Raw genomic sequence first — 25,453 nt, forward strand, 5'->3', positions numbered from 1 at the left:
ACCTATTCCTTCAATTTGTGTGTTACTAATGATATTCTTCAATGAGTTCACTCGTAGAGTAATTATTTAAAATGTAATTTTCAGCATCTGCTGAAGATAAATTATTACTTAAGTCTTCACTTGAAGATAAATCTATATGATCTATAATCATTTGCTCATCTATATAATAAAGATCATTATCTGAAAAATAAGCTGCTGATTGTTTAGTGTTAATAACTTCATATTCTTTATTATCGTAAAGTAGAGCAGTGGCCGTAATTAAGATGAAACAAGCTGCGGCTGCGTACTTCATGAAATCTGAAGTCCAAATTCTTAATAGTTTGTTTTTTGAAGGTTTAGTGTTTTCTACTTTATTGATTAAAGTAGAGCTTAATTCGTCAAAATAGTTTGAAGGAACTTTAAAACCGCCCACATTTAATGGGGATTCCAACATTTCTATTTTTCTTTCTATATTTTCTTTTTGTGAATTAAAAAATCCAGCTGGTGTTTTAAAAGCATCCATAGGATTCGAATGATAATTTAAAATAGTTTGTTGAGTAATTATTTGCTCAGCACTATCTTTGAAGAAATTATCAGGCGTTACAAAAGAATTGTTTTTAGGCATTTTTGCTAAAAAATCAAATTCAATTTCCCAATCCTTATGTTCTTGATTATCCATTATGTTTCTTTTGATAGAATTAAATCAAAAAGGTTTAAAAAGTAATTTCATCATTTAATAAAATACTCTCGATTTTTTTTGAAGCAATATGATAAGAGGCTTTTAAAGCACCTACACTCGTACCTGTTACATCTGCAATTTCTTCGTATTTTAAATCATCAAAATATTTCATGTTAAAAATTAGACGCTGTTTTTCTGGTAAAGTTAAAATGGCATATTGTAATTTCCTTTGAAGTTTATCGCCATCAAAGTATTCTGAACTTTTTAAATTATCCATTAATTCAGTACTTACTTCATCCAGAGAAGTACTGCCTTTCATTTTCTTTCGATTTAAGAAAGTGATACATTCATTAGTTGCAATCCTATAAATCCAAGTGTATAGCTGTGAATCGCTTCTGAATTTCTCTATATTCTTCCAAACTTTAATGAATGTATCTTGAACAAGGTCGTCGGCATCATCATGATTGATCACCATACGACGAATATGCCAATAAATTTTTTGCTGATATTTTTCTAAAAGCAATTTGAACCCATTACTTTTAGTTTTTTCATCTAGAAATTGATTTAAAATGTCTGAGTCTTCCATTGCCATTCCGAAAATTAAGAAATTAATTTTTACGATTAATTACTTTTTTTACTGCATCAACAATGTTACTAGACTCAAGTCCGTACTTTGCCATTAACTGATCTGGCGTTCCACTTTCACCAAAACTATCATTAACTGCTACAAATTCTTGCGGAGCTGGGTATTCAGTAGTTAATAATCGAGCTACACTTTCACCCAAACCACCAAACTTGTTATGTTCTTCACAAGTTACCACACAGCCAGTTTTTTTCACAGATTTAAGAATACCTTCTTCATCTAATGGTTTTATGGTATGAATATTAATTATTTCTGCATCGATCCCCATTTTTTCTAATTCTTCACCTGCTTCAATTGCTTTCCAAACCATATGTCCTGTAGCGATTATAGTTACATCTTTGCCTTCATTTACCATCCATGCTTTTCCTATTTCAAACTTCTGATTAGGGTCTGTAAAAACTGGAATTGCTGGTCTTCCAAATCTTAAATAAACGGGTCCATCGTAATCTGCAATCGCAATTGTAGCAGCTTTAGTCTGATTAAAATCACATGGATTAATTACTACCATGTGAGGTAGCATTTTCATCAGACCTATGTCTTCCAAGATTTGATGTGTTGCACCATCTTCACCTAACGTTAGTCCGGCATGAGAAGCGCAAATCTTCACATTTTTGCCTGAATAGGCTACAGATTGTCTTATTTGATCATAAACTCTACCAGTAGAAAAATTTGCAAATGTTCCGGTATAAGGAATCTTATCTGCAATGCTTAATCCAGCAGCAATACCAATCATATTTGCTTCAGCAATACCAACTTGTACAAATCTCTCAGGGAACTCTTTAATAAATGCATCCATTTTTAAAGATCCTACCAAATCAGCACATAGTGCTACTACTTTTTCGTTCTTTTTGGCAACTTCATGTAGTCCTTCTCCAAAACCTGAACGTGTATCTTTTTTTTCTGTATATGTATATTTTTTCACAAATTCTATGTTAAGGATTTCTTAATAATCGTTTTCTGTTGATGTTAATTGATTTAAAGCTGCTTGTAGCTGCTCATCATTAGGAGCAACTCCATGCCATTTGTGTGAACCAACCATAAAATCAACTCCATATCCCATTTCAGTACTCATGATATTCATTATTGGCTTTCCTTTAAAAGCTAATGATTTTGCATAATGAAGTGCTTTCACAATGTCGTCCATATTATTACCATTCGAAGTAATAACATGCCATCCAAAAGATTTAAATTTTTCTTCAAGGTTTCCTAATGATAAAACTCTTTCGGTTGGGCCATCTATTTGTTGTCCATTATAATCTATTGTACAGATTAAATTATCCACACTATTGTGTGGTGCAAACATTGCAGCTTCCCAATTCTGGCCTTCCTGTAATTCTCCATCACCTAATAAGGCGAAAACCAAGTTAGATTCATTATCCATTTTTTTTGCTATCGCCATCCCTATTGCAACCGATAATCCTTGTCCGAGAGACCCTGATGCTACTCTAATTCCTGGCAGTTTCTCATGAGTGGTTGGATGACCTTGTAATCTCGAATTTAACTTTCTAAAAGTAGCTAATTCTTTTACTGGGAAATAACCGCTTCTCGCTAAAACACTATACCATACAGGCGAAATATGACCATTTGAAAGAAAAAATACATCTTCACCTTTTCCATCCATTTTAAACTCCGGATTATGGTTCATCACATCAAAATATAATGCTGTCATGAAATCGGTACAACCTAATGAACCACCTGGATGTCCAGATTGACATCCATGTACCATACGGACAATATCTCTTCTAACTACGGTAGCTATATTTTCTAATTCTTTTATACTATGTTTCATTTTATTTAAGCAAATCTAAAACTTGAGCACTTGCATTTTTTGTGTCCACTTTATCTATTATTTGTTCAATATAGCCATTTTCATTTATAAGGAATGATTTTCTCGTAATACCCATATACTTTTTTCCATACATAGATTTTTCTCCCCAAACTTCATAAGCTTCTACTATTTCATGATTAACATCTGCTAATAATGGAAATGGAAGACTGAATTTATCGATAAATTTTTTATGTGATTTTTCGTCATCTACACTCACACCTAATACAACAATTCCTTTAGCAATTAATTCTGCGTAATTGTCTCGGAAACTGCAAGCCTCGGCAGTACATCCTGGTGTATTATCTTTTGGATAAAAATACAATAATACCTTCTTACCCTGATAATCTTTAAGATTTATAACATTCCCATCCTGATCGTTAACCGAGAAGCCAGGAGCTTTATCGCCAATTTTTAAATTTATCTTTTCACTCATATTATATTTTTATAAACTTATCTAATAAAATTTACTGTGTAAAATTTGATGTTCCCCTTCATATCTTCTACAACTAATTCGAATTTATGTTTTCCTGGACTTAATTTGTCGAATACGTGCCAAATATTAGTTGATTTTGCGTCATATTCCATTAAAACCCAATTCCCGTCAATATACCCATTATAGTTTTTAATACCTGATAAATTATCCTTAATTTTTAAGGAAATTTTTGAAATTCCTTTCATGTTTTTCCCTTCAGAAATATTTAAAGGTGTAACTGTAGGTGCTATGGTGTCTATTTTAATGGCGAAATCATCAAATAATTTTACGCTAGCTTTTATAAATTCTCCTTCAATAGTGCCACCTTGACTAACCCCTTTCGAATTAACAATTACTGCTTTATTTAAAAATTCACCAATGGATGCATCAGGTTTAATTGATAAGTCGAATGCTTTAAACACAGGTGTAAGCAGATTATGAATAGAATGTATAACTGAGAAAAAGGAGTTGTTTGGTATTGACTTGGTTTTATATTGAAAATTTATATTGTCGAAAAGTGAATTTTCACTTAATTGAACTTTAACATTTGGTGTTATAAACTCATTTTTTTTATCGAAATAAAATATTCTTTCTTCAGAATCTGGAGTAATCTTCTTTAAAGGTTGATTTGATTGTTTTGCATTAATTTTAAAGTTTAATGTGCTTTTATTACCTGATGCATCTAATACAGTATATTTTATTTGATGAATTTTACCATCGGTAAAATTTAATCTTCCATTATTAATTAAATTACCGAATATTTCTGCAGGATTTCCTGGGTCTTTAAAGCTTTTTTGTACCGTTATCCCAGATTTTATTTTTAACGGATAATCAATGTAAGAAAAGAGAGATCGACTGTAATTGAAATTTAATCGTTCGAAAATTGATTTGAATACAATTTCATTGTCCACCTCTAAAATTACAGAGTAAACACCATTTAATCCTGATATTCCAGAATGTTTATCAGTAGCAATTATTCCAAAACCTATTTCGCCGAAAATGTTAATTTCTGAATTAGATTTTAGCGTATAAACTCCATTTTGACCAATAACTGAATATGCTATTTTGGGTGTTGCTTCGGTAAATGGCTTCCCGTTTAATTCATAAATGTATAATCCTGAAATGGTAGGTTTGACATTGTCGGCTACCTTAATTCCGAAAAAATTAGGGTTTATAGGTTCTTCCGATTTTGTATCTCTAATTTCGAAATGCAAATGAGGTCCCACAGAACTGCCAGTATTTCCAGAATAACCAATTAAAGTTCCTTTGGTAATTTGGAGTTCATGAGCTTTAGGCTTTAAATCGACCTCATAACTTTTAATTTTATATTGCTCAGATTTTACTCTGGAGTTTAAAGAAGGAGTAAACTTTTGTAAATGAGCATAAACTGATGTGTATCCATTAGGGTGATTAATATATATAGAATAACCTAAACCTCCACTTTGAATTCTAATTCTGGAAATATAACCATCTTCTACAGCGAAAACAGGATGGCCTTCGACTTTATTTGTTCCAAAATCTACTCCAGTATGAAAATGTTGAGCCCTCAATTCTCCAAAACTTCCAGCATTTGAAGGGGGATTGATATTTAAAGGGGACCTGAAATTTGGAAATGGGTATTGAGTTCCAGAAATTATTTCTTGACCAAATGAAATATTTAAGATTATTATATTAATTAAAACACTTAAATAGATTTTTATCATCAGCGAATTTCAATGTTTAACATTTCTTCATTCTCCAAATAACATTGGAGTATATCGCCAATATTTACTTTGCCAACACCTGCAGGAGTACCTGTAAATATTAAGTCGCCTTTCTTTAAAGTTATATATTTAGAAACGAAAGAAATGATTTTTTCAAATGAAAATATTAAATCTTTTGTATTTCCATTTTGTTTTAATTCACCATTTTGTTTTAGTTGAAAATTTAAGTCGTAAAGATTAGGGAAATCTGTGATAGGTTTAAATTTACTAATGGCTGCAGACCCATCAAAAGCTTTTGCTAATTCCCAAGGTAAACCGGCATTCTTTTGTTTAGTTTGTATGTCTCTGGCAGTATAATCAATACCAAGCCCAATTTCTTCGAAATATTTATGAGCAAACTTTTCAGAGATCGATTTCCCTTCCTTGCACACTTTCAATACAATTTCTAATTCGAAGTGAATATCTTGACTAAAATCTGGAATATAAAATGGTTTATTATCTTTAGTAACTGCGGTATCTGGTTTTAAAAATATTACTGGAGATTCTGGGATTGCATTATTTAGCTCTTTAGCATGTTCTGCATAATTCCTTCCTATTGCTATTACTTTCATTTTTATAAATTGGCTTATTGCTTAGCCAAATCTACAAAAACAAACAAGGGATTACAATACTGAAATACGTTTAGCTATACTTTCAGGACCAGCAATAACACGTAAATAATACATGCCTGTGTTTAATTTTTTTGGAAGTCTAAAATTCTTGGTTAAATCACCTGCTGAAAGCTTTTCATCCATCAATGTTACTACATTATTACCTAGCTGATCCATAATTCTAATAGAAACTTGAACATCTTTCTCTAGTTTAAAATTTATACTTACTTGATCTGTAATAGGATTAGGAAAAATTTTAACAATACTAAGAATTTTATCAGATTTGGCAACAGTTTTTGTAGGTGTAATTGTGCTAAAACTTTTATATTGAGAAGGCGCTTTATAAACTGGAATATTAGCTTTAATCTCAGGGGCTCTTGAAACTGGTTTTAGTTTAGATTTTACAGGTAAAATAATGGTGTCAGATTTTTGTGCAAAACCGTTAAAACTACACAATAAAATACCTACAGCCATAATTGACATGCAGATAATTTTAATAAATTTTTGTGTAGAGGTTTTTACCATAAGCCTAACAAAAATAAAAATATTTAAATAAAGAATTTAATGTTAAACGCAACAATTCTATATTTAACACAATTTAACACATAAGTCAAGAAAAACAACAAACTTTTAAAAAAATAATTAAAAGTATTTTTTGTCATTTTATTGTAAGTTACAATTAATAATTACTTTTATCTAAAATTTCTAAAGTGTCTTCACAAAACAAATTAAATTCTTTATCTGGTGCCGGTCTATTAATTAGCCTAGGTATCGTTTATGGTGATATAGGTACCTCACCATTATATACTTTAAAGGCCATTTTTAACACTGTTTTTACTGGTGGTGGAAATATTTCGGAAGATTTGGTTCTTGGGGCTTTATCGTGTATTATTTGGACATTAACCCTGCAAACCACGTTAAAGTATGTTATAATAACACTTCGTGCTGATAATAAAGGGGAGGGTGGTATTTTATCACTTTATTCGCTGGTTAGAAAAAGAGCAAAATGGTTGGTAATTCCTGCAATGGTAGGTGCCTGCGCCTTATTAGCTGATGGAATCATAACACCCAGTATTACAGTTACTTCGGCAGTAGAAGGGTTACAATTACGTTTCCCTGATGTACAGGTAATTCCAATTGTGATTTCCATTATTGCATTTTTATTTATTATTCAGCAGTTCGGGACTAATTTGGTAGGTAAGTTATTCGGTCCTTTAATGTTTTTATGGTTTTTAGTGTTGGGCATTATCGGGTTTAATTACATTTTAGAAGATCCTAGCATATTTAAAGCATTAAACCCTTATTACGCTATTAAGTTAATTACAACACACCCTATGGCTTTATTAATATTAGGAGGTGTTTTCTTATGTACAACAGGTGCCGAAGCTTTGTATTCTGATTTAGGTCATTGTGGGAAGAAAAATATACGTGTAAGTTGGGTTTTTGTAAAGTTGATGTTGATCTTAAATTACTTAGGTCAAGGTGTTTATATGTTGAACAGAACCAAAGATTATACAACATCGATTAATCCATTTTTTGATATTGTACCTGATCAATATTTGTTATGGATGGTAGGCTTAGCTACTATAGCTGCAGTAATTGCCAGTCAGGCAATGATTACAGGTTCTTTCACATTAATTTCTGAAGCTGTAAGATTAAATTTATGGCCTAAGGTTAGAATTAATTATCCAAGCGAGCAAAAGGGGCAAATTTATGTACCATCTATAAATTGGATTCTTTGTGTAGGTTGTATAATCATCGTGTTAATATTTAAAGGGAATTCCGGAAATATGGAAGGTGCTTATGGTTTAGCCATTAATGCAACATTTATAGCAACAACAATCTTAATCACTGTATTTATGTTGCGTAGAAAGTTCCCATTATATTCAATTATAATATTTGTAGTTGTATTTGGAACAATAGAAATATCCTTCCTATTCGCAAACATGTTAAAATTTATTCACGGAGGTTTTGTAACTGTTTTAATTGGTATTATTTTATTCACGGTAATGTGGAGTTGGTATGCAGCAAGAAAAATTAAAAATAGGTTTGTAAAATATGTTGAAATAGAAGATTATTATCAAATAATAAGTGAATTAAGTGATGATGTTACGGTTCCAAAATATTCTAGTCAGCTAGTTTACCTAACAAGTGCAAATTTTAAAACAGAGATAGAAAACAAAATAATTTATTCAATCATTCAAAAGGAACCAAAAAGAGCTGATATATATTGGTTGGTACATGTTGATGTTGTAGATGAACCATATACTAGAGAATATAAAGTTGAGTTTTTAATTCCTGGGAAATTAATTAGAATAGATTTTAGATTAGGATTTAGAGTTGAGCAAAGTGTTAATTTGTTGTATAGAAAGGTAGTAGAAGATTTAGTTAGAAATAATGAAGTTGATATAACTAGTCAATATACTTCATTAAATAAACATAAAATTGCTGGCGACTTTAGGTTTGTATTATTAGAAAAGCATCTTGCCAAATTTACCAGACTTAGTTTTTATGAAAAGTTTATAATGGATTATTATTTCATATTAAAGAAGTTATCCTTATCAGAAGAACGTTCATTTGGACTAGACAGTAGTTATGTTGATGTAGAAAAAGTTCCATTAATCTTTGTTACTCCAGATGATATAGAGTTAAAAAGATTACCAGTTTAAGGGATAAATCCTTAATAATTTAGCATTAAAAAAGCCCCAAAAATATTTTTTTGGGGCTTTTTTATTCTCGGTAATAAATTTTATTACTTATTCTTGAGTAGCTAATTTACTTTTCTTGTAACCATAGAAGAAGTAAATAATTAATCCCACGATTAACCAAATTCCAAATCCTATCCAATTGCTAATTCCTAATTCACACATCATGTAAAAACAGCTTAACAAGCCCAATACAGGGATTAATGATAAGTTTTTAGTAATACAATAAAAGGTAATAATTAAGGTTACAAGTATAAAAATCCACATTGGGATTTTATGTTGAAATAAATCCCAACCTGAGCTTATTTTTTTTGAATTATCAATAGCTGACTGTTCAATAAAATTATGATATTCTTCTGGTGATAAGCTACTTAGAAATGCTTCAGTATCTAATACATTAATGTCTACTTCTCCATTAGAAAAAACTGAAATTTCTTGTTTAATTGTGTTTAATTCTTGGTCGTTTAGGCTGGTTACTAAATCAACGGGTTGAACATTTACTGGAGTATTAAAAATAAATGCATTTGTTTCTTCTTTAAATTGAGTAAATGCTAATATTAGTGAACCAATAAGTAAAATGGGAATAACGTATTTACTATTTACATAAGGTATTTTGAATTTTCCTCTTTTAACATCTGGTCTGTTTTGTAAAACCAATACACCAGCACAAACTACTACAAAAGCGAATAGAGTACCTATAGAACATAAATCAGTAACGATAGTTAGATTCATGAATAATGAAGGAACAGCAACTACAAAACCAACTACAATAGTAGCGAAAGAAGGTGTTTTATATTTAGGATGTATTTTAGAGAATTTTTTAGGAAGTAATCCATCTCTACTCATGCTCATCCAAATACGTGGTTGTCCCATTTGGAATACTAATAAAACACTAGCCATGGCAAAAACTGCACTTACAGCAATAATTCCGCTCATTATTTTTAAATCGATCTTATCGAAAACAAAAGCAAGTGGATCACCAACAGCTAAGGTATGATAAGGCACAATTCCTGTTAAAACTAAGGCAATGGCTATATATAAGATTGTACAGATTACAATTGCCCACATCATTCCGCGCGGTAAATCTCTCTGAGGGTCTTTACATTCTTCAGCTGTTGTAGAAATAGCATCAAAACCTATATAAGCAAAGAAAACTGCCGATACGCCTTTTAGAATGCCTGAAATGCCGTTTGGTGCAAATGGATCCCAGTTTGCAGTATCAATATAGAAAACGCCAACAGCAAGAACCAATAGAATTACTGCTAATTTTACAATAACCATGGCATTACTTGCATTTCTACTTTCTTTCATTCCCCTATAAACTAGCCAGGTAATTAAAATTATAATACCTAATGCAGGAAGATCGGCAACGATATGAAAATTACCAATTTGAGGAGCTGTAACCCAAGCGTTATTTGCAATTCTTGTTGCATCATCTAAGTTCGAGATATCTTTTCCAGCGCTTATTAAAGCTTCAGCATGTTTATGACCATTATAAGCTGTTAAATAATCCATGGTCATCCAATCAGGTAAATGAATACCTTCTATCCCCAAAGGGGGGATGTGTATGGAGGAGAGTAAACTGGTAAAATAATCAGACCATGAAATGGCAACAGTGATATTACCAATGCTGTATTCCATAATCAGGGACCAGCCAATAATCCAGGCTATTAATTCGCCAAATGCAACGTAAGAATAAGTATAAGCACTTCCAGAAACAGGAACCATAGATGCAAATTCAGCATAAGCAAAAGCAGCGAAACTACAAGCAATGGCAGTAAATATGAATAGAAATACTACTGCTGGCCCTCCGTCTGCACTCGCTTTTCCTATGGTACTAAATATTCCTGCACCAATAATTGCAGCAATTCCAAAAGTTGTTAAATCTCTAACACCAAGTGTTTTTTTTAATGAATGCTCATGATCGCCATGGCCACCTTCAGCATCTTGAAGAATTTTGGAAATGGATTTTTTTCTGAATAGGTTATTTAACATCGTGCTTATTTCTATTTTTCAAACATAAAAAAAATACTTGGAACTGAAATTATGCTTCTAGTTTATCTAATTCGGATGTTACAAAACTTGATAACTCTTTTACATAATCAGCTTTAAAATTAAATTCAATTCCAGCTGTTTCATAAATTTTGTTCATAGGCTTCGTATAACCTAATGCTAAGGCATTTAGATAATTTTGTAATCCTGTTGTTGGGTCGTTTTTGTAATTTTTCCAAACAGCAATTGCGCCTAATTGTGCGATAGCATATTCAATATAATAAAATGGAACTTCAAATAAATGAAGTTGCTTTTGCCAAATATTTGAAAATTGTAAATCCAATCCTTCCCAATCTGCGAAACCTCCGCCAAATCGGGTATAAATTTGTTTAAAAGCTACGGCTCTATCTGCTGCGGTATGACCATGGTTTGTATAAATCCAATGTTGAAATTGATCAATTACCGCCACCCACGGTAAAGTTTTAAGCACATCTGCTAATTGTTCTTTTTTTGCTCTAATTAAATCTTCTTGAGTAGAGAAAAATTTATCCCAATTATCCATTGAAATTAATTCCATACTCATAGAGGCTAATTCTGCGACTTCAGAAGGACAATGTTTAAAATCGTTTAGTTCTAAATTAGAAGTTAGAAAAGTATGAATGGCATGTCCACCTTCATGAACCATAGTAGTTAAATCTCTAAATGAATTTGCAGAGTTCATGAAAATAAATGGGGCGCCAGTTTCTGCTAGTGGGTAATTATAGCCTCCAGGTGCTTTGCCTAATCTGCTTTCAACATCAAAAAGATTATTGGCCTTCATTATTTCTAATTTCTCACCTAAGGAAGCATCAATTGCTTTAAAACAAGCGATACTTTTATCAATTAAATCTTCACCATTAGAAAATGGCTTTAAAGCAGGTTTACCATCCACATTTACTTCTGTATCCCAAGGTTTTAATTTATCTAAATTTAAAGCCTTTGTTCTTTCTTCTGCTTTTTTTCTTAAAATTGGAACAATTTCATGCTCAATAGCGTTTGCGAAATCATAGCAGTCTTGAGGTGTATAATCAAATCTACCTAATGATTGAAATGCGTAATCTCTATAGTTTTCAAATCCAGCATTTAGGGCTACTTGATGCCTTAATTCAATGAGCTCATCAAATAAAATATTTAACTCATCTTTATCAGCTAATCTTCTATCCTGAATTAGTTTCCAAACTTCTTCTCTAACGCCTCTATCTGTATCTTTAAGAAAATTAGAAGCTTGTTCTAATGTGTATTCTTTTTCTTTGTAAACGATACTCATTGCTCCAGTTATGGCTTGATATTTTTGTTGAGCAATTTGAAGCTTTGTAAAAAGTTCTATGTTTTCTGGTCTATATAATTCCAAGGATTTTTTTATTCCTCTTAAATAAACAAAGTATTTATCCTCGTCTAATTTGTCAATAAAAGGACTTTCGATCAGTTTTAAATTTAGATCATTAACGATTGGAGCAATTTTGGGCTCAATTTCTGTGGCAAAATATTGGAAATCTTTAACAAGTATTTCATTATTCGTATCACAAGTCATTTTGATGTATCTCCATGCAAAATTCTCTTCTAATAAAGCTTCAACTTCACTTTTATCGAGTAACCATTGTTCCAACTCTTCAACAGAATTTATTTTTCTGTTTTTTAGTTCGTTAAAAATAGGTTCAAGAAAAGACCAAGTTATTTCTGGGTCTCCTTTAATATAATTTCTTTTTTTTGCTGGTATGATAAGATCTTTCATGTTTAAATATAATAACGGATAATAATGTCGAGTAAAAAACAAACGGCAAAAACAACAGAAGCATAGCCATTTGTTGTTGCAAAAGCGCGGTTAACTCGACTAATATCGCTAGGTTTAACTAATAAATGTTGGTAAATTAGCATAGTATAGAAGAAAATTAAACCTATGTAATACATCCAACCTACTTCAATATAAAAAACGGGTAAGGTAACCGCAATTGCCGAAACAACATGTAGAACACTTGATAACCTTAACGCATTTTTTTTGCCTAATAATACTGGAATTGAATGTAATTTGTTTTCGCGGTCGAACTCTTCATCTTGTAAAGCATAAATAATATCGAATCCACTAACCCAAAATAAAACAGTAATAGAATAAAAAATTGGTACTATATTGAAATGGCCTGTTACAGCTAAATAAGCTCCTATTGGAGCTAAAGCTAATCCTAGTCCTAATACAAAATGACAAAGTGGGGTAAATCGTTTGGTATAGCTGTAAAATAAAACAACAAATAGCGCTATTGGCGATAAATAAAAGCAAAGGGTATTTATAAAAAAGGTAGCTGCAACGAATAAAATGCAATTAATAATGGTGAAAATTAATGCTTCTGAAGGCATAATTTTGCCCGCAGGAATATCTCTATCCCTAGTTCTGTCATTAATAGCATCAATATCTCTATCTAAATACCGATTAAAAGCCATTGCCGAATTTCTGGCAAAAACCATACAAAGAACGACCAAAATAAGTTTTAGCCAATTAAAGCTTTCTTGGGTAGTATTAATTGCAAGGAAAAACCCGATTAAAGCAAAAGGCATTGCAAAAATTGAATGCGAAAATAATACTAGCGAAAAATATTTTTTCATTATTTAGATACTTAAAAATAACCTTTAAGTTTTAATTAATCTTCATTTTGTTGTTGTGAAATCACGGGCTCAACAAAATCCTGATTTACATGATCTATAAAGTTTAAAACTTCATCTTTACCCAATCCACTATCTGCGGAAGTTATAAAAGTTGTTGGCGCTTCTTCAAACCATTCAGCTAAGGCTTTTTTAAAAAGGCTAACATTTTGATTCGTTTTAGTTAAACTTTGTTTGTCGGCTTTAGTGAAAATTAAAGAAAAAGGTAATCCCCATTCGCCTAACCAACAGCAAAATTCTAAATCAATTTTTTGAGGTTCTAATCTCCCATCAATTAAAACAAAAACACATTGTAAACTTTCTCTCTTGGTGAGATAATTTCTAATAAACTTCTCCCATTTTTCACGACTCGTTTTAGAAACTTTTGCATAGCCATATCCAGGTAAATCTACTATATACCATTTTTCGTTTATTAAAAAATGATTTATTAACTGCGTTTTTCCTGGTCTCTGAGAGGTTTTAGCTAAACCATGTTGGTTCACTAATTTATTAATCAATGAAGATTTGCCCACATTAGACCTACCTATAAATGCATATTCTGGAAGTTTTGGAGGTGGTAATGCCGAAACTTTAGTGTTACTGCAGACAAATGTGGCTGTTTTAATTATCATTTCACAAAGATAAGGTTTTACAATTAGTATGAGTATAATGCTTATTCTTCCATAAAAATGTTGATATTTTAGTATATTTGTTTTAGAAAATGAATAAACAAGTTACACCCTATAATTCAGCAGAAAGCTCTAAAAAAGAACAAGTTGCTGATATGTTTAATAATATTTCTGGTACTTATGATTTTTTAAATCATTTTTTGTCAATTGGAATTGATATAGTTTGGAGGAAGAAAGCAATAGGTAAATTAAAGCAACTTCAACCAAAAGTGCTATTAGATGTGGCAACGGGTACAGGAGATTTCGCCTTGCAAGCTATACAAACTTTAAAACCTGATCAGGTTATAGGCGTCGATATTTCGTCTGGGATGTTAGAAGTTGCCAAGAAAAAAATTACTGAAAAAAAATTAGATGGCGTTTTCTCTGTAGAACTTGGGGATTCGGAAAATTTAAGATTTCCAGATAATTATTTCGATGCTATTACTGTTGCATTTGGTGTGCGAAATTTTCAAAATTTGGGCGCTGGATTAAAAGAAATGCATAGAGTATTGAAACCAGGTGGCAAATTAGTTGTTTTAGAATTTTCTATGCCTAAAACGATTGGGATTAAACAACTTTATAATTTTTATTTTAGATATTTAACGCCATTTATAGGGAAAATATTCTCAAAAGATGGAAGAGCCTACTCTTATTTAAACGAATCGGTAGAAGCTTTTCCTGATAGAAATAATTTTACGAAAATTATGGATGAATCTGGGTTTAAAGAAACTAAATTCGAGCCTTTGACGTTTGGAATAAGTTCAATATATACAGGGACTAAATGAAAAAAGTAATTTTCATCTTCTTATTCTTACTAACAATTGGGAGTAGCTTTGCGCAAAACTGGGGAGGTGGAGTAGATGACGAAAAATATCATTTTGGTTTTGCCTTCCAATATATTCAATCGGAGTTCAAAATATTAAAATCTTCTGATTGGAGACTTCCTTTTGTAGATCCCCAAACTGGTTTAGAAGTTACAGATCCTCTTTCTTCAATATCTTCTGTTCCTACAGCTGGATTTGGTGTTGGGTTTGTTTTTAATTACCGAATAAATAATATTTCAGATTTAAGAATTACACCTACATTATTGTTTAACGATCGAATTTTAGATTATAAATATCAATATCCAAATATCATAAATAAGGAATTTACTTCAATCAGAAAGGTAATTGAATCTACCATGGCAGAAATTCCAATAGGAATTAAGTTTAAGTCCGATAGAAGAAAAAACTTTAGAGCTTATTTGTTGGCGGGGGGAAAATTGTCATTTGATTTGGCATCTAAGAAAAAGACAGACGATGCAAGTAAGTCTATTCTTTATAAATATGTTAAATCTCAGGTCTCTTATTTTTCTTATGAAGGAGGAGTTGGTTTCGATTTATATTTTAAAAATTTTAAATTGTCTCCGGAATTAAAAATGAGTTACTCCCCAAATAATATTTTAATTAAGGAACAGACGCCATTTTCAACGCCCATAGAAAAGGGTAAATTGAGACAATTTACGTTTAGTTTGTTTATAGAGTAAAATTGAATATGAATAAAATAGGATTAATTACTGGTGCCAGTTCTGGAATAGGAGAGGCTACTGCCGAAATGTTAGCTGCCGAAGGATATGATTTAATTTTATTGGCAAGAAGGGAAGATAAATTAATTGAGCTAAGTGATAAGCTTACGTCTAAATTCAATATTCAAGTAAAAAAAATTGTTGCCGACATTCGGGATAAGGAAAATATTTCCTATTTATTAAACGCTTTACCAGCTCAATGGAAATCAGTTCAAATTTTGGTAAATAATGCAGGGTTAAGTCAGGGTTTAAATTCTATTGATACTGGCGATGTTGACGATTGGGATACCATGATAGATACCAATGTTAAAGGTTTATTATATGTTTCTAGGATAGTTTCTGAATGGATGGTAAGTGCGCAAACAGGGCATATAATTAACATTGGTTCAATTGCAGGAAAGGAAGTCTATTTAAATGGGAATGTTTATTGTGCTACTAAACACGCCGTTGATGCATTATCGCAAGGAATGAGGATTGATTTACTACCTTATGGTATAAAAGTAACTGCTATTCATCCTGGAATGGTAGAGACTGAATTTTCGGTGGTTAGATTTAAAGGTGATGTAAATAGGGCAAAGAAGGTATATGAAGGGTTGGAGCCATTGTATGCAAAAGATATTGCAGATGCTATTCAGTTTGTAATTAGTAGGCCTAAACATGTAAATATAAACGACATGTTAATTATGCCTACTGCACAAGCAACAGCTGCAATTGTAAAGAGAGATTAAAAAATTAAAAGAAAGTAAGACATGTTATCAAATTCAATTGATCAAGAAATAAAATCAGCCATGTTGGCTAAAGACCAAGCAAAATTAAGAGGCTTGAGAGCAATAAAAGCGGCTTTTTTATTAGCTAAAACAGAAAAAGGTGCTTCTACAGACATAGATGAAGAAACAGAGATTAAGCTATTACAAAAATTGGTTAAACAACGTAAAGAATCTGCAGATATTTATAAAAGTCAAGGTAGAGAAGATTTATTCAATATAGAACAAGAAGAAATTTCTGTAATTGAACAATATTTACCTGCTCAATTATCAAGGGATGAGATTAAGGTGATTATTGAAAATATAATTCAAGAAATGGGTGGCGCTACCCAAAAAGAAATGGGCAAAGTAATGGGAGCGGCAAATAAAGCACTCGCTGGAAAAGCCGATGGCAAGTTGATTGCTGAAATAGTAAAAAGTTTGCTTTCTTAAAATTTACTATTAAATATTTCTACATATTTTACTTTAAAAAAGTCGGTAATTTATTAGGCTATTTAATTTTACTCTATTAACTTAGTAGCAAACCATTTTTTAAGATGGAACAAATATGAAATACGAACAAATACATGAAGATGGTTTTAGCTATGTAGAAGCAGGGACTGAAGGGGAGACTTTATTGCTACTACACGGTTTGATGGGAGAATTAAGTAATTGGGAATGGGCGATTGATTATTTTAAACAAAAATATAGGGTTATTGTACCTATTTTACCTATTTATGAACAACCCTTACTTACTTTAGGTGTAAAAAGCTTAAGTAAATTCGTGCATAAATTTGTGAAATATAAAAAGCTTAATCAGTTTGTATTAGTCGGTAATTCTTTAGGTGGACACGTAGGTTTGGTATTTACAATTAGTCACAAAGAATATGTTAAGGCATTGGTTTTAACAGGAAGTTCTGGCTTGTATGAAAACTCTTTCGGTGGGTCATTTCCAAAACGAGAAAGTTATGAATATATAAAAGAGAAGGTAGAGTTTACCTTTTATGACCCCAAAACTGCTACAAAGGAACTAGTAGACGAAGTTTTTAAAACCGTTAATGACCGAGGTAGGGTAATTAGGATTTTGGCTTTAGCAAAATCTGCTATCCGTCATAATATGGCTAAAGAGCTTCATAAGATTACAATTCCGGTTTCCTTAATTTGGGGTAAACAAGATCAAGTAACACCACCTGAGGTAGCCGAAGAATTTCATCAATTATTACCCAATTCAGAATTAAATTGGGTTGATAAATGTGGGCATGCGCCGATGATGGAACAACCTGAAATTTTTAATGCTTACTTAGAAAAGTTTCTTTCAAGAATACTTTTAAAATGACAGCCTCTTCATTAGTATCACAAGCTATAAGTCCTTTAAAATGTTCAGATTCTGTACAGGAAGCTTTACTTTGGTTAAATGATTTTAAAGTACAGCATTTACCTGTGGTATCTGAAGGCCGATTTATAGGGGTGGTTACTGAAGATAGTTTAATCGAAATTTCTGATAAAAATGCCCTTTTGAGAGATTTTTCAATATTTCATAAAGATTGGTGTGTAAAAGAAGATGTTCACTTTTTTGAAGTCTTAAAGCTTGCAAATGAATATAAATTATCATTAATCCCTGTTGTTTCTTTACAAGGGATGTATCTTGGATATATAACATTAACTTCAATTTTAGAGAAGTGTGCAGAAATAATCGGGATAAATGAAAGTGGGGGCGTAATAGTGATAGAAATGCAAGAGCACAACCATTCATTGGCTTATATTGCTCAAATTATAGAGGCTGAACAAGCAAAAATATTGTCGTCTTATGTGCAGGATTTTAAAGATTCAACACGGGTTAGGGTTACAATAAAAATAAATAGAACAGATTTAACCACAATTGTTGCAGGATTGGAGAGGTATAATTATCAAATTGTGGAAATATATAATTCTAGTAATGACTCAGGCGATTCAAATGATCGATATGATTCATTAATGAATTATTTAAATGTATAAATAGAACTATGAGAATAGCTGTTTATGGTAGGGAATTTAATAACACTGTACTTCCGTCAGTTCAAGAAACTTTTGATGTATTGGGAGAACATGGTATTGAGATATTAGTTTTTGATAAATTTTATGAATTTATTAAGGATAAGGTAAAATTGCCCTTAAAAGTCAATGTTTTTTCAAAATCAGACCGCTTATCTAGTGAAACAGATGTTTTAATAAGTTTAGGAGGTGATGGTACTTTATTAGATACAGTTGCTCTAGTAAGAGACTCTGGAACCCCTGTAGTGGGAATAAATTTTGGTAGAATGGGTTTTTTAGCGAGTATAAATAAAGCTGAAATAAGAAATGCTGTGACGGCCATTATTTGCAAAAATTATACTTTAGATAAGCGTAGTTTATTGAATATTGAATCTGGGTTGGACTTATTTGACGGTGAAAATTTTGCCTTAAATGATGTTACCATTCACAGACGAGATAATTCTGCCATGATGATCATTCATGCCTACATGAACGGAGATTTTATAAACTCTTATTGGGCTGATGGATTAATCACGGCAACTCCAACCGGATCCACGGCTTATTCATTAAGTTGCGGCGGACCAATTATTTACCCAAGTGCAGAAAATTTTGTAATTACTCCAGTAGCACCTCATAATTTAAATGTTCGACCTTTATTGGTTCCTGATACAGTAAATTTGGCATTTGAAGTTGAAGCTCGAAGTACAAAATTTTTAATTTCATGTGATAGTAGAATGGCAACTGTTGCAAGAACAGTGAAAATAATTTTAAATAAAGCCCATTTTACGTTTAATCTAGTAAGATTAAATAATGAAAGCTATTTAACTACGTTAAGAAACAAATTGCTTTGGGGAATAGATACAAGAAATTATTAATGAAATTTTTCATTTTCTCGATTGTTTTTATAACTGGAATTCAGTTTTCGGGTTATGCTCAGCAATGGGAGATTGGGAAAACTATTGGAAATACTTCGTTTATTGGCGATCTGAATCCAGATAATACATTAAAAATTGGCGGAGTACATGCGGGCGTATATATTAAAAGAGATTTTGATGGTTATTTTGGATTAGCTTTAGAATATAACTTCGGTAATTTTAAAGCGGACGATTCAAAAAATTCGAATGAAATTTATAAACAACGAAATTTAAATGTTAACACCAATTTAAATGAAGTAAACTTTAACATGCAATTCAATTTTTTTGAATTTATGCAGGGAATTGGCAAAAGTAAATTTACGCCGTTTATTTATTCTGGAGTAGGCGTTGTATTTTTTCAGCCTACAACCACTTACAATGGAAAACGTTATAACTTATCTGAATTAAATACAGAAGGACGGGATGTACCATATCGTACAAACGCAATTGTAATTCCTTATGGAGTGGGAGCGAGATTAGCATTAAATGAAAAAATTCAGCTTAATGCTAAGGTTGGATTTAGAGAAACGTTCACAGATTATTTAGACGATGTAAGTGGTTTATATCCAGATAAGTTTAAATTAGACGATTTAAGCCGGGCTCTTTCAGATAGATCTGGCGAGAAAACAAATAACTATATTGGTAATTATAGAACACAAAGGGGAGATCTTAGAAAAAGAGATCGTTATATGTTTGTAGGATTAGGCATATCTTTTACCTTTGTAAGCTCTAGATGTTATTAATATTTAGACGTATGGAAAATTAGCATGGGATTTAAAGAACAGATTGATTTAAATAAGGTACCGCAACATATTGCGATAATCATGGATGGTAATGGCAGATGGGCCAAAAATCAGGGCAAATTTAGAGTTTTTGGTCATGAAAGCGGTGTATTATCTGTTAAAGATATAGTAGAAGGTTGCGTAGAAATTGGAGTTAAATATTTAACTGTTTATGCATTTTCAACAGAAAATTGGAACAGACCCATTGAAGAGGTGAATGCCTTAATGGAATTATTAATTTCCACTATTAATCAAGAAACTGAAACGCTTAGTAAGAATAATATCCGATTAAATGCAATCGGTGATATTGCTTCATTGCCAGCAAAATGCATTGAAGACCTAAGTTCTGCAATGGAGAAAACATCGCATAATAGTAAATGTACCTTAACGTTAGCCTTAAGTTATAGTTCTAAATGGGAGATTTTGGAAGCTGCCAAGAAGCTAGCTTTAAAAGTTAAAGATGGAGCGATTGATGTTAACGATATAAATGAGGAAACATTCTCAAAAGAATTAACCACACAAAGTATTCCTGATCCGGAATTAATGATTCGTACAAGTGGCGAAAATAGGATAAGTAATTTCCTGCTTTGGCAGCTTGCTTACACGGAATTATATTTTACTGAAACACTTTGGCCAGATTTTAGAAGAGAGAATCTTTTTGAAGCAATTGTTGACTATCAAAAAAGAGAACGTAGATTTGGCAAAACCAGTGAACAACTTAACTAATTTTTCTTTTAACACTTTTTAACAAGCCTTTAAAGTATCTTAGTAGCGATTTTTTAGATTAATACACAAAAAGGAATTGATAAATAAATTATCAATAATACATTCAAATTTTGGATGTTATCCTACTGAATACGAAAACAAACCCTGATGAAAAAAATATATAGCCTTTTTGCTTTAATTTTATTTACAATACCCGCTTTTTCTCAGATTAGACAACAGCCTGCACAACAGATGCCATCATACAAAATTGACGGGTTGGATTTGGATTATTTTAGTCCAAGAGAATTTATTATTGGAGGTACTACTATACAAGGAACACAATACCTAGACAAAGGTGTGTTGGTTAAACTTTCAAAATTAACCGAAGGAGAAAGAATCACATTACCAGGAGAAGCTACTTCAAATGCTATAAAAAATCTATGGAGTCAAGGATTGTTTGATGATATTAAGTTATCCATCACCAAAATTAACTATGATACGGTTTATTTTGAGTTTGATGTGGTAGAATTACCTAGACTTATCGCTTTTGAATTTAGCGGAGTTAGTAAATCTCAAAATACTGAACTACAAGAAAAACTTTCTAATAAAGCAGGTAAGACTATTCTAAATACTGAAATTTATAATTATACAACCAATATTGTTACCAAATATCTTCAGGAAAAGGGTTATTTCTTTACAAAGGTTAGTTTTTCAACTACGCCAGATCCAAATCAAGAAAATGGGGTCTTTTTACAAGTTAAAGTTGATAGAGGTAACAAAGTAAAAGTTAACCAAATCAATTTTACTGGTAATAAAGTTTTTAGCGATGCGAAGCTTAAAAAATTCCTTAAAAAGACTAAACAAAGAGCATTTTATAAAGTGTTTGGTCCAGGAAAGTTTAATCGTGAAAAATTTGAAGCTGACAAGATTACCTTAATAGAAAAAATCCACGCTAAAGGATATAGAGATGCTCAAGTCTTAAGAGATAGTGTGTATGGGATTAATGATAAAACTATTGGTATTGATATAGATATTTATGAAGGTCCAAAATATTATTTTGGAGATATTACTTGGGCTGGAAATGCAAAATATACAACTGAGTTTTTAAGTCGTGTTTTAGGTATTGAAAAAGGAGAAGTATTTAGTGAAGAAAAACTTCAGAAAAGATTAAATGGAAGTACTAATGGCGATGACGTTTCTAGTATTTATTTAGATGACGGATATTTAACTTTCAATATTGATCCAGTACAAACAAGTGTGATTGGGGATACAATTAATATTGAAATGAGAATTTCTGAAGGTCCACAATACACAAACAACCGAATTAAATTGGTGGGTAATACCATTACCAATGAGCGCGTTGTTATGCGTGAAATTAGAACTAAACCGGGAGAAAAGTTTTCTAAAAGAGATTTAGTTGCAACTGTGAGAGATTTAGGGCAGATGGGTAATTTCGATGAAACGAAAATTAATCCAAGACCTATACCAAATGCAGCTGATGGAACTGTTGATATTGAATATACAGTTGAAGAAAAGCCTTCTGATCAGATTGAATTATCTGGAGGATTTGGTGGCGGTAGAATAATCGGTACTTTAGGTTTAACCTTTAATAACTTCTCTCTTAAAAATTTATTTAATGGTTCAGCATATAAACCTCTTCCAAAGGGTGATGGCCAAAAATTAAGTTTAAGAGGACAAACTAATGGTAAGTTTTACCAATCATATAGTTTCTCATTTTCGGAACCTTGGTTGGGTGGAAATAAGCCAATTAATTTTGGATTAAGTGCTTATACTTCATTACAGTCTAATGGATTGAGATCTTCTAGCGCTGATTATTTTAAAATTAGAATGAATGGTGTTACCGTGACTATGGGAACTCGTTTAAAATGGCCAGATGATTTGTTTAGATTGAGTTATTCAATTAATGCATCTCAGTACGTTTTAAACAATTATCCAGGTTTCCTATTTTCATCAGGTACTTCATATAACTTTAACTTAACGCAAGAAATTTCAAGGGATTCTAGAAATAATCCTATTTTCCCAACGGATGGTTCTTATTTTAAATTCTTAGTTCAAGCAACTCCACCTTATTCTTTATTGAATAATGTAAATTATTTGACAGCAACCGATAAGCAAAAATATAAGTTTACTGAATACCATAAGTGGAAATTTGATTCTCAGTGGTTTCAAAGAGTGGCTGGGAAACTGGTATTTAAAGCACAAGCTCAATTTGGTTTCTTAGGATTATATAATAGAGCAGTGGGTCAATCAGCGTTTGAGAGATTTAAGTTAGGTGGTGATGGAATGCAAGGGTTCGACTTCTTACAAGGTTCTGAGTTAATTGCAATGCGTGGATATGCAAACAATTCAATTATTCCTTTTGGTGCAAATCAAACCATTGCGCAAAATTCAGGAAGTCCGATTTTTGCTAAATATGTATTAGAGTTTAGATATCCGGTTTTGAGTAGTCAGCAAGCTACTGCCTTTTTAGTGACTTTTGCTGAGGGTGGAAATACATGGAATAAGTTTTCAGATTTTAATCCGTTGAACATTAGAAGATCTATTGGTGTAGGTGCAAAAGTATTTTTACCTATTTTTGGATTATTAGGTGTTGATTATGGTTATGGATTTGATAAAATTCCAGGAAACCCTAATGCAAATGGTGGCCAATTCCATTTTAGTATAGCCCAGCAATTAGGAGGATTATAATAAATTTTTGATTATGAAAAAGATTTTAATTCTAATAGCATTTTTATTTTCAGTGATTGGAGCATCTGCTCAGAAGTTTGCTTTTGTTGATTCTGAATATATACTTAAGCACATGCCAGAATATAAATCTGCTTTGAGTCAATTAGACGGATCTTCTAATCAATGGCAGACTCAAGTTGAGCTAAAATTTAAAGAAGTTGAAAGATTGTATAAGTCTTATCAAGCTGATCAAGTTTTACTTTCTGAAGAGATTAGAAGAAGAAGAGAAAATGAAATTGTAGAAACGGAAAAGGAAGCGAAAGAGTTTCAAAGATCAAAATTTGGTCCAGAGGGCGAACTTTTTAAGTTGAGAAATGAATTAATTAAACCTATTCAAAATAAAGTGTCTGATGCTATTGCGACTTTGGCAAAATCTAAATATATTGATTTTGTATTTGATAGAGGTAGTGATGCCACTATGATGATATATGCGAATAGTTCCTACGATTTAAGTAATGAAGTAATTATTAAATTGGGTTATAAACCTGGGACTGTAGTAAATTAAGAGCTTAACACAAATATTAAACAAAGAAAAAATGAAAAAATTAATTAACCTATTTTTAGTTGGTGCGGTGATGATGTTCACGGCAAGTAGTGCAGTTGCTCAACAAAAATTTGCTCATATTAATTCTCCTGAAATTTTACAATTGATGCCAGAAGTAAAAGCTGCTACAGCTACTCTACAATCTTTTTCTAAAACTAAACAGGATCAGATTGATAAAATGACGAATGAAGCACAAGTTAAATATGAAGCAGCATTAGCCAAACAAAAAACAATTAGCGAAGCAAACAAAGATGTTGTAGGAAAAGAATTACAACAAATGGATGCTGAGCTTCAAGATCTTTCAAAAAGAATTCAAGATGCAAGATCTAAAGCTGAAGAAGAGGTAGCAAATAAAGAAAATGAATTATTTACACCAATTCAGAAAAAAGCTAATGATGCAATTATGGCAGTAGCAAAAGAAAAAGGATATGCTTATGTTTTTGATTTAGCTGCAGCACCTGGTCAAACGCCAACCGTTATTTATTGGGCTGGAGGTGATGATATTACCAATCTAGTTAAAACTAAATTAGGTATTGCTTTAACTGCAAAACCTTAATTTATATAGATATTTGATAAATTGCGTCTCGAATATTCGGGACGCTTTTTTTATGCAAAAAAAATTAAAAATAGGAGTCTTTGATTCCGGAGTAGGTGGCTTAACGGTTTTCAAAGAAATAGTAGCTAAGTTGCCAGACTACGATTACCTATATTTAGGTGATAATGCCCGTGCGCCCTATGGCGACCATTCATTCGATGTAATATATAAATACACACTGGAGTGTGTTGAGTGGATGTTTAAACAAGGCTGTGAGCTAATTATCTTAGCTTGTAATACGGCTTCTGCTAAAGCATTAAGAAATATTCAACAAAAAGATTTAGTAGATAGATATCCCCATAAGCGAGTATTAGGCGTAATAAGACCTACTGCAGAAACCATTGGTAATTATTCTAAAACCGGAAATATTGCGGTTTTGGGTACCAGAGGTACAATAGAGTCTGGTTCATATCTTTTAGAGATAAATCATTTTTTTCCTAATTTAAAAGTTCATCAACAAAGTTGTCCATTATGGGTTCCTTTAATAGAGAATAAGGAGCATTTATCTGAAGGGGCAGCTTATTTTGTTGAAAAGGATTTAAAAAAATTAGCTATTCAATCTAATTCAATAGATGTTATTTTATTAGGATGTACGCATTATCCATTGATGATCCCAACTATTAAAAAATTTGTTTCTCCAGATGTCAAAATTATTTCCCAGGGTGAGATAGTTGCCAATAGTCTGGTTGATTATTTAAATCGTCATCCAGAATTAGAAAGGGAATTGAGCAAAAATTCTACAGTTCGGTTTTGCACCACAGGGAGTGAATTAGATTTTAAAAATCATGCCTCACTATTTTTTGACAAAGAAATTAATACAGAAAAGGTAACAGTTGGTTAATTTTTAATAAATTTGTAG

The 25,453-nt window shown here is 31.7% G+C and carries 26 protein-coding genes; 14 read left to right on the plus strand and 12 right to left on the minus strand.

What is annotated here, in order from left to right; genetic code table 11:
• Positions 1–25: 25 nt before the first annotated feature.
• Genes VRU49_RS07025 through VRU49_RS07060 form a run of 8 tightly spaced genes read right to left on the minus strand, consistent with a single transcriptional unit; the run spans position 26 to position 6,479 of the window.
• Positions 26–658: a hypothetical protein gene (locus tag VRU49_RS07025; protein ID WP_330146071.1), complete on the minus strand. Its 633-nt coding sequence runs from the start codon at positions 656–658 to the stop codon at positions 26–28.
• Positions 659–692: 34 nt separating this feature from the next.
• Entirely contained in the window at positions 693–1,244 is a 552-nt protein-coding gene (locus VRU49_RS07030) for an RNA polymerase sigma factor (protein ID WP_330146919.1), read from the minus strand.
• Positions 1,245–1,266: 22 nt separating this feature from the next.
• Positions 1,267–2,223, minus strand: a complete 957-nt coding sequence (locus VRU49_RS07035; protein WP_330146072.1) for a transketolase family protein — start codon at positions 2,221–2,223, stop codon at positions 1,267–1,269.
• A gap of 21 nt (positions 2,224–2,244) precedes the next feature.
• Positions 2,245–3,090: a transketolase gene (locus VRU49_RS07040; RefSeq protein WP_330146073.1), complete on the minus strand. Its 846-nt coding sequence runs from the start codon at positions 3,088–3,090 to the stop codon at positions 2,245–2,247.
• Position 3,091: 1 nt separating this feature from the next.
• Positions 3,092–3,562 (minus strand): thioredoxin-dependent thiol peroxidase, encoded by a 471-nt coding sequence (bcp, locus tag VRU49_RS07045; RefSeq protein WP_330146074.1) that lies wholly within the window; start codon positions 3,560–3,562, stop codon positions 3,092–3,094.
• 17 nt (positions 3,563–3,579) lie between these two features.
• Positions 3,580–5,304: a M23 family metallopeptidase gene (locus VRU49_RS07050; protein WP_330146075.1), complete on the minus strand. Its 1,725-nt coding sequence runs from the start codon at positions 5,302–5,304 to the stop codon at positions 3,580–3,582.
• A complete protein-coding gene (locus VRU49_RS07055; protein WP_330146076.1) occupies positions 5,304–5,915 on the minus strand; it encodes a fumarylacetoacetate hydrolase family protein in 612 nt (203 codons plus the stop codon). Before VRU49_RS07055 ends, VRU49_RS07050 begins: the two co-directional genes overlap by 1 nt.
• A 51-nt stretch (positions 5,916–5,966) precedes the next feature.
• Positions 5,967–6,479: a T9SS type A sorting domain-containing protein gene (locus VRU49_RS07060; RefSeq protein ID WP_330146077.1), complete on the minus strand. Its 513-nt coding sequence runs from the start codon at positions 6,477–6,479 to the stop codon at positions 5,967–5,969.
• A gap of 185 nt (positions 6,480–6,664) precedes the next feature.
• Here VRU49_RS07060 and VRU49_RS07065 point away from each other — a divergent pair, with 185 nt between their 5' ends.
• Positions 6,665–8,623: a KUP/HAK/KT family potassium transporter gene (locus VRU49_RS07065; protein WP_330146078.1), complete on the plus strand. Its 1,959-nt coding sequence runs from the start codon at positions 6,665–6,667 to the stop codon at positions 8,621–8,623.
• Positions 8,624–8,710: 87 nt separating this feature from the next.
• Here the strand turns inward: VRU49_RS07065 and VRU49_RS07070 are convergent, their stop codons facing one another.
• The 4 genes from VRU49_RS07070 to yihA are packed head-to-tail and all read right to left on the minus strand — an operon-like array spanning position 8,711 to position 13,953.
• On the minus strand, positions 8,711–10,654 hold the full coding sequence (locus VRU49_RS07070) for an amino acid permease (protein WP_330146079.1): 1,944 nt from the start codon (positions 10,652–10,654) through the stop codon (positions 8,711–8,713).
• A 49-nt stretch (positions 10,655–10,703) separates the two neighbouring features.
• Positions 10,704–12,422, minus strand: coding sequence for a M3 family oligoendopeptidase (locus tag VRU49_RS07075; RefSeq protein ID WP_330146080.1), 1,719 nt, complete (start codon positions 12,420–12,422; stop codon positions 10,704–10,706).
• A gap of 2 nt (positions 12,423–12,424) precedes the next feature.
• The gene (locus tag VRU49_RS07080) at positions 12,425–13,285 is read right to left on the minus strand and encodes a UbiA-like polyprenyltransferase (RefSeq protein ID WP_330146081.1); all 861 of its coding nucleotides are present in this window, start codon (positions 13,283–13,285) and stop codon (positions 12,425–12,427) included.
• 35 nt (positions 13,286–13,320) lie between these two features.
• A complete protein-coding gene (gene yihA / locus VRU49_RS07085) occupies positions 13,321–13,953 on the minus strand; it encodes a ribosome biogenesis GTP-binding protein YihA/YsxC (RefSeq protein ID WP_330146082.1) in 633 nt (210 codons plus the stop codon).
• Positions 13,954–14,042: 89 nt separating this feature from the next.
• On the opposite strand from yihA, the gene ubiE reads away from it, so the two are divergent.
• The 13 genes from ubiE (at position 14,043) to murI (ending at position 25,435) form a co-directional block, all read left to right on the plus strand.
• A complete protein-coding gene (gene ubiE, locus VRU49_RS07090; RefSeq protein ID WP_330146083.1) occupies positions 14,043–14,774 on the plus strand; it encodes a bifunctional demethylmenaquinone methyltransferase/2-methoxy-6-polyprenyl-1,4-benzoquinol methylase UbiE in 732 nt (243 codons plus the stop codon).
• Entirely contained in the window at positions 14,771–15,514 is a 744-nt protein-coding gene (gene porT / locus VRU49_RS07095) for a type IX secretion/gliding motility protein PorT/SprT (protein WP_330146084.1), read from the plus strand. The genes ubiE and porT overlap by 4 nt, the downstream gene beginning before the upstream one ends.
• An 8-nt stretch (positions 15,515–15,522) precedes the next feature.
• Complete coding sequence (locus tag VRU49_RS07100) at positions 15,523–16,281, plus strand: SDR family NAD(P)-dependent oxidoreductase (protein ID WP_330146085.1); 759 nt, start codon at positions 15,523–15,525, stop codon at positions 16,279–16,281.
• Positions 16,282–16,302: 21 nt separating this feature from the next.
• The gene (locus tag VRU49_RS07105; RefSeq protein WP_330146086.1) at positions 16,303–16,749 is read left to right on the plus strand and encodes a GatB/YqeY domain-containing protein; all 447 of its coding nucleotides are present in this window, start codon (positions 16,303–16,305) and stop codon (positions 16,747–16,749) included.
• Between the two features lie 115 nt (positions 16,750–16,864).
• On the plus strand, positions 16,865–17,632 hold the full coding sequence (locus tag VRU49_RS07110) for an alpha/beta fold hydrolase (protein WP_330146087.1): 768 nt from the start codon (positions 16,865–16,867) through the stop codon (positions 17,630–17,632).
• Positions 17,629–18,291, plus strand: coding sequence for a CBS domain-containing protein (locus tag VRU49_RS07115; RefSeq protein WP_330146088.1), 663 nt, complete (start codon positions 17,629–17,631; stop codon positions 18,289–18,291). Before VRU49_RS07110 ends, VRU49_RS07115 begins: the two co-directional genes overlap by 4 nt.
• A gap of 8 nt (positions 18,292–18,299) precedes the next feature.
• Positions 18,300–19,181 carry an NAD kinase gene (locus VRU49_RS07120; RefSeq protein WP_330146089.1) on the plus strand — a complete coding sequence of 294 codons (882 nt, stop codon included), beginning with the start codon at positions 18,300–18,302 and terminating at the stop codon, positions 19,179–19,181.
• Entirely contained in the window at positions 19,181–19,963 is a 783-nt protein-coding gene (gene porG / locus VRU49_RS07125) for a type IX secretion system protein PorG (protein ID WP_330146090.1), read from the plus strand. Before VRU49_RS07120 ends, porG begins: the two co-directional genes overlap by 1 nt.
• Before the next feature lie 24 nt (positions 19,964–19,987).
• Positions 19,988–20,728: an undecaprenyl pyrophosphate synthase gene (gene uppS, locus VRU49_RS07130; RefSeq protein WP_330146091.1), complete on the plus strand. Its 741-nt coding sequence runs from the start codon at positions 19,988–19,990 to the stop codon at positions 20,726–20,728.
• 147 nt (positions 20,729–20,875) lie between these two features.
• Positions 20,876–23,416 (plus strand): outer membrane protein assembly factor BamA, encoded by a 2,541-nt coding sequence (gene bamA, locus VRU49_RS07135; protein WP_330146092.1) that lies wholly within the window; start codon positions 20,876–20,878, stop codon positions 23,414–23,416.
• A gap of 13 nt (positions 23,417–23,429) precedes the next feature.
• Positions 23,430–23,960 (plus strand): OmpH/Skp family outer membrane protein, encoded by a 531-nt coding sequence (locus VRU49_RS07140; RefSeq protein WP_330146093.1) that lies wholly within the window; start codon positions 23,430–23,432, stop codon positions 23,958–23,960.
• A 31-nt stretch (positions 23,961–23,991) separates the two neighbouring features.
• A complete protein-coding gene (locus VRU49_RS07145) occupies positions 23,992–24,555 on the plus strand; it encodes an OmpH/Skp family outer membrane protein (RefSeq protein ID WP_330146094.1) in 564 nt (187 codons plus the stop codon).
• 52 nt (positions 24,556–24,607) lie between these two features.
• On the plus strand, positions 24,608–25,435 hold the full coding sequence (murI, locus tag VRU49_RS07150; RefSeq protein WP_330146095.1) for a glutamate racemase: 828 nt from the start codon (positions 24,608–24,610) through the stop codon (positions 25,433–25,435).
• Positions 25,436–25,453: the final 18 nt, after the last annotated feature.

The organism is Pedobacter flavus (assembly GCF_036324285.1).
Taxonomy (GTDB): domain Bacteria; phylum Bacteroidota; class Bacteroidia; order Sphingobacteriales; family Sphingobacteriaceae; genus Pedobacter; species Pedobacter flavus.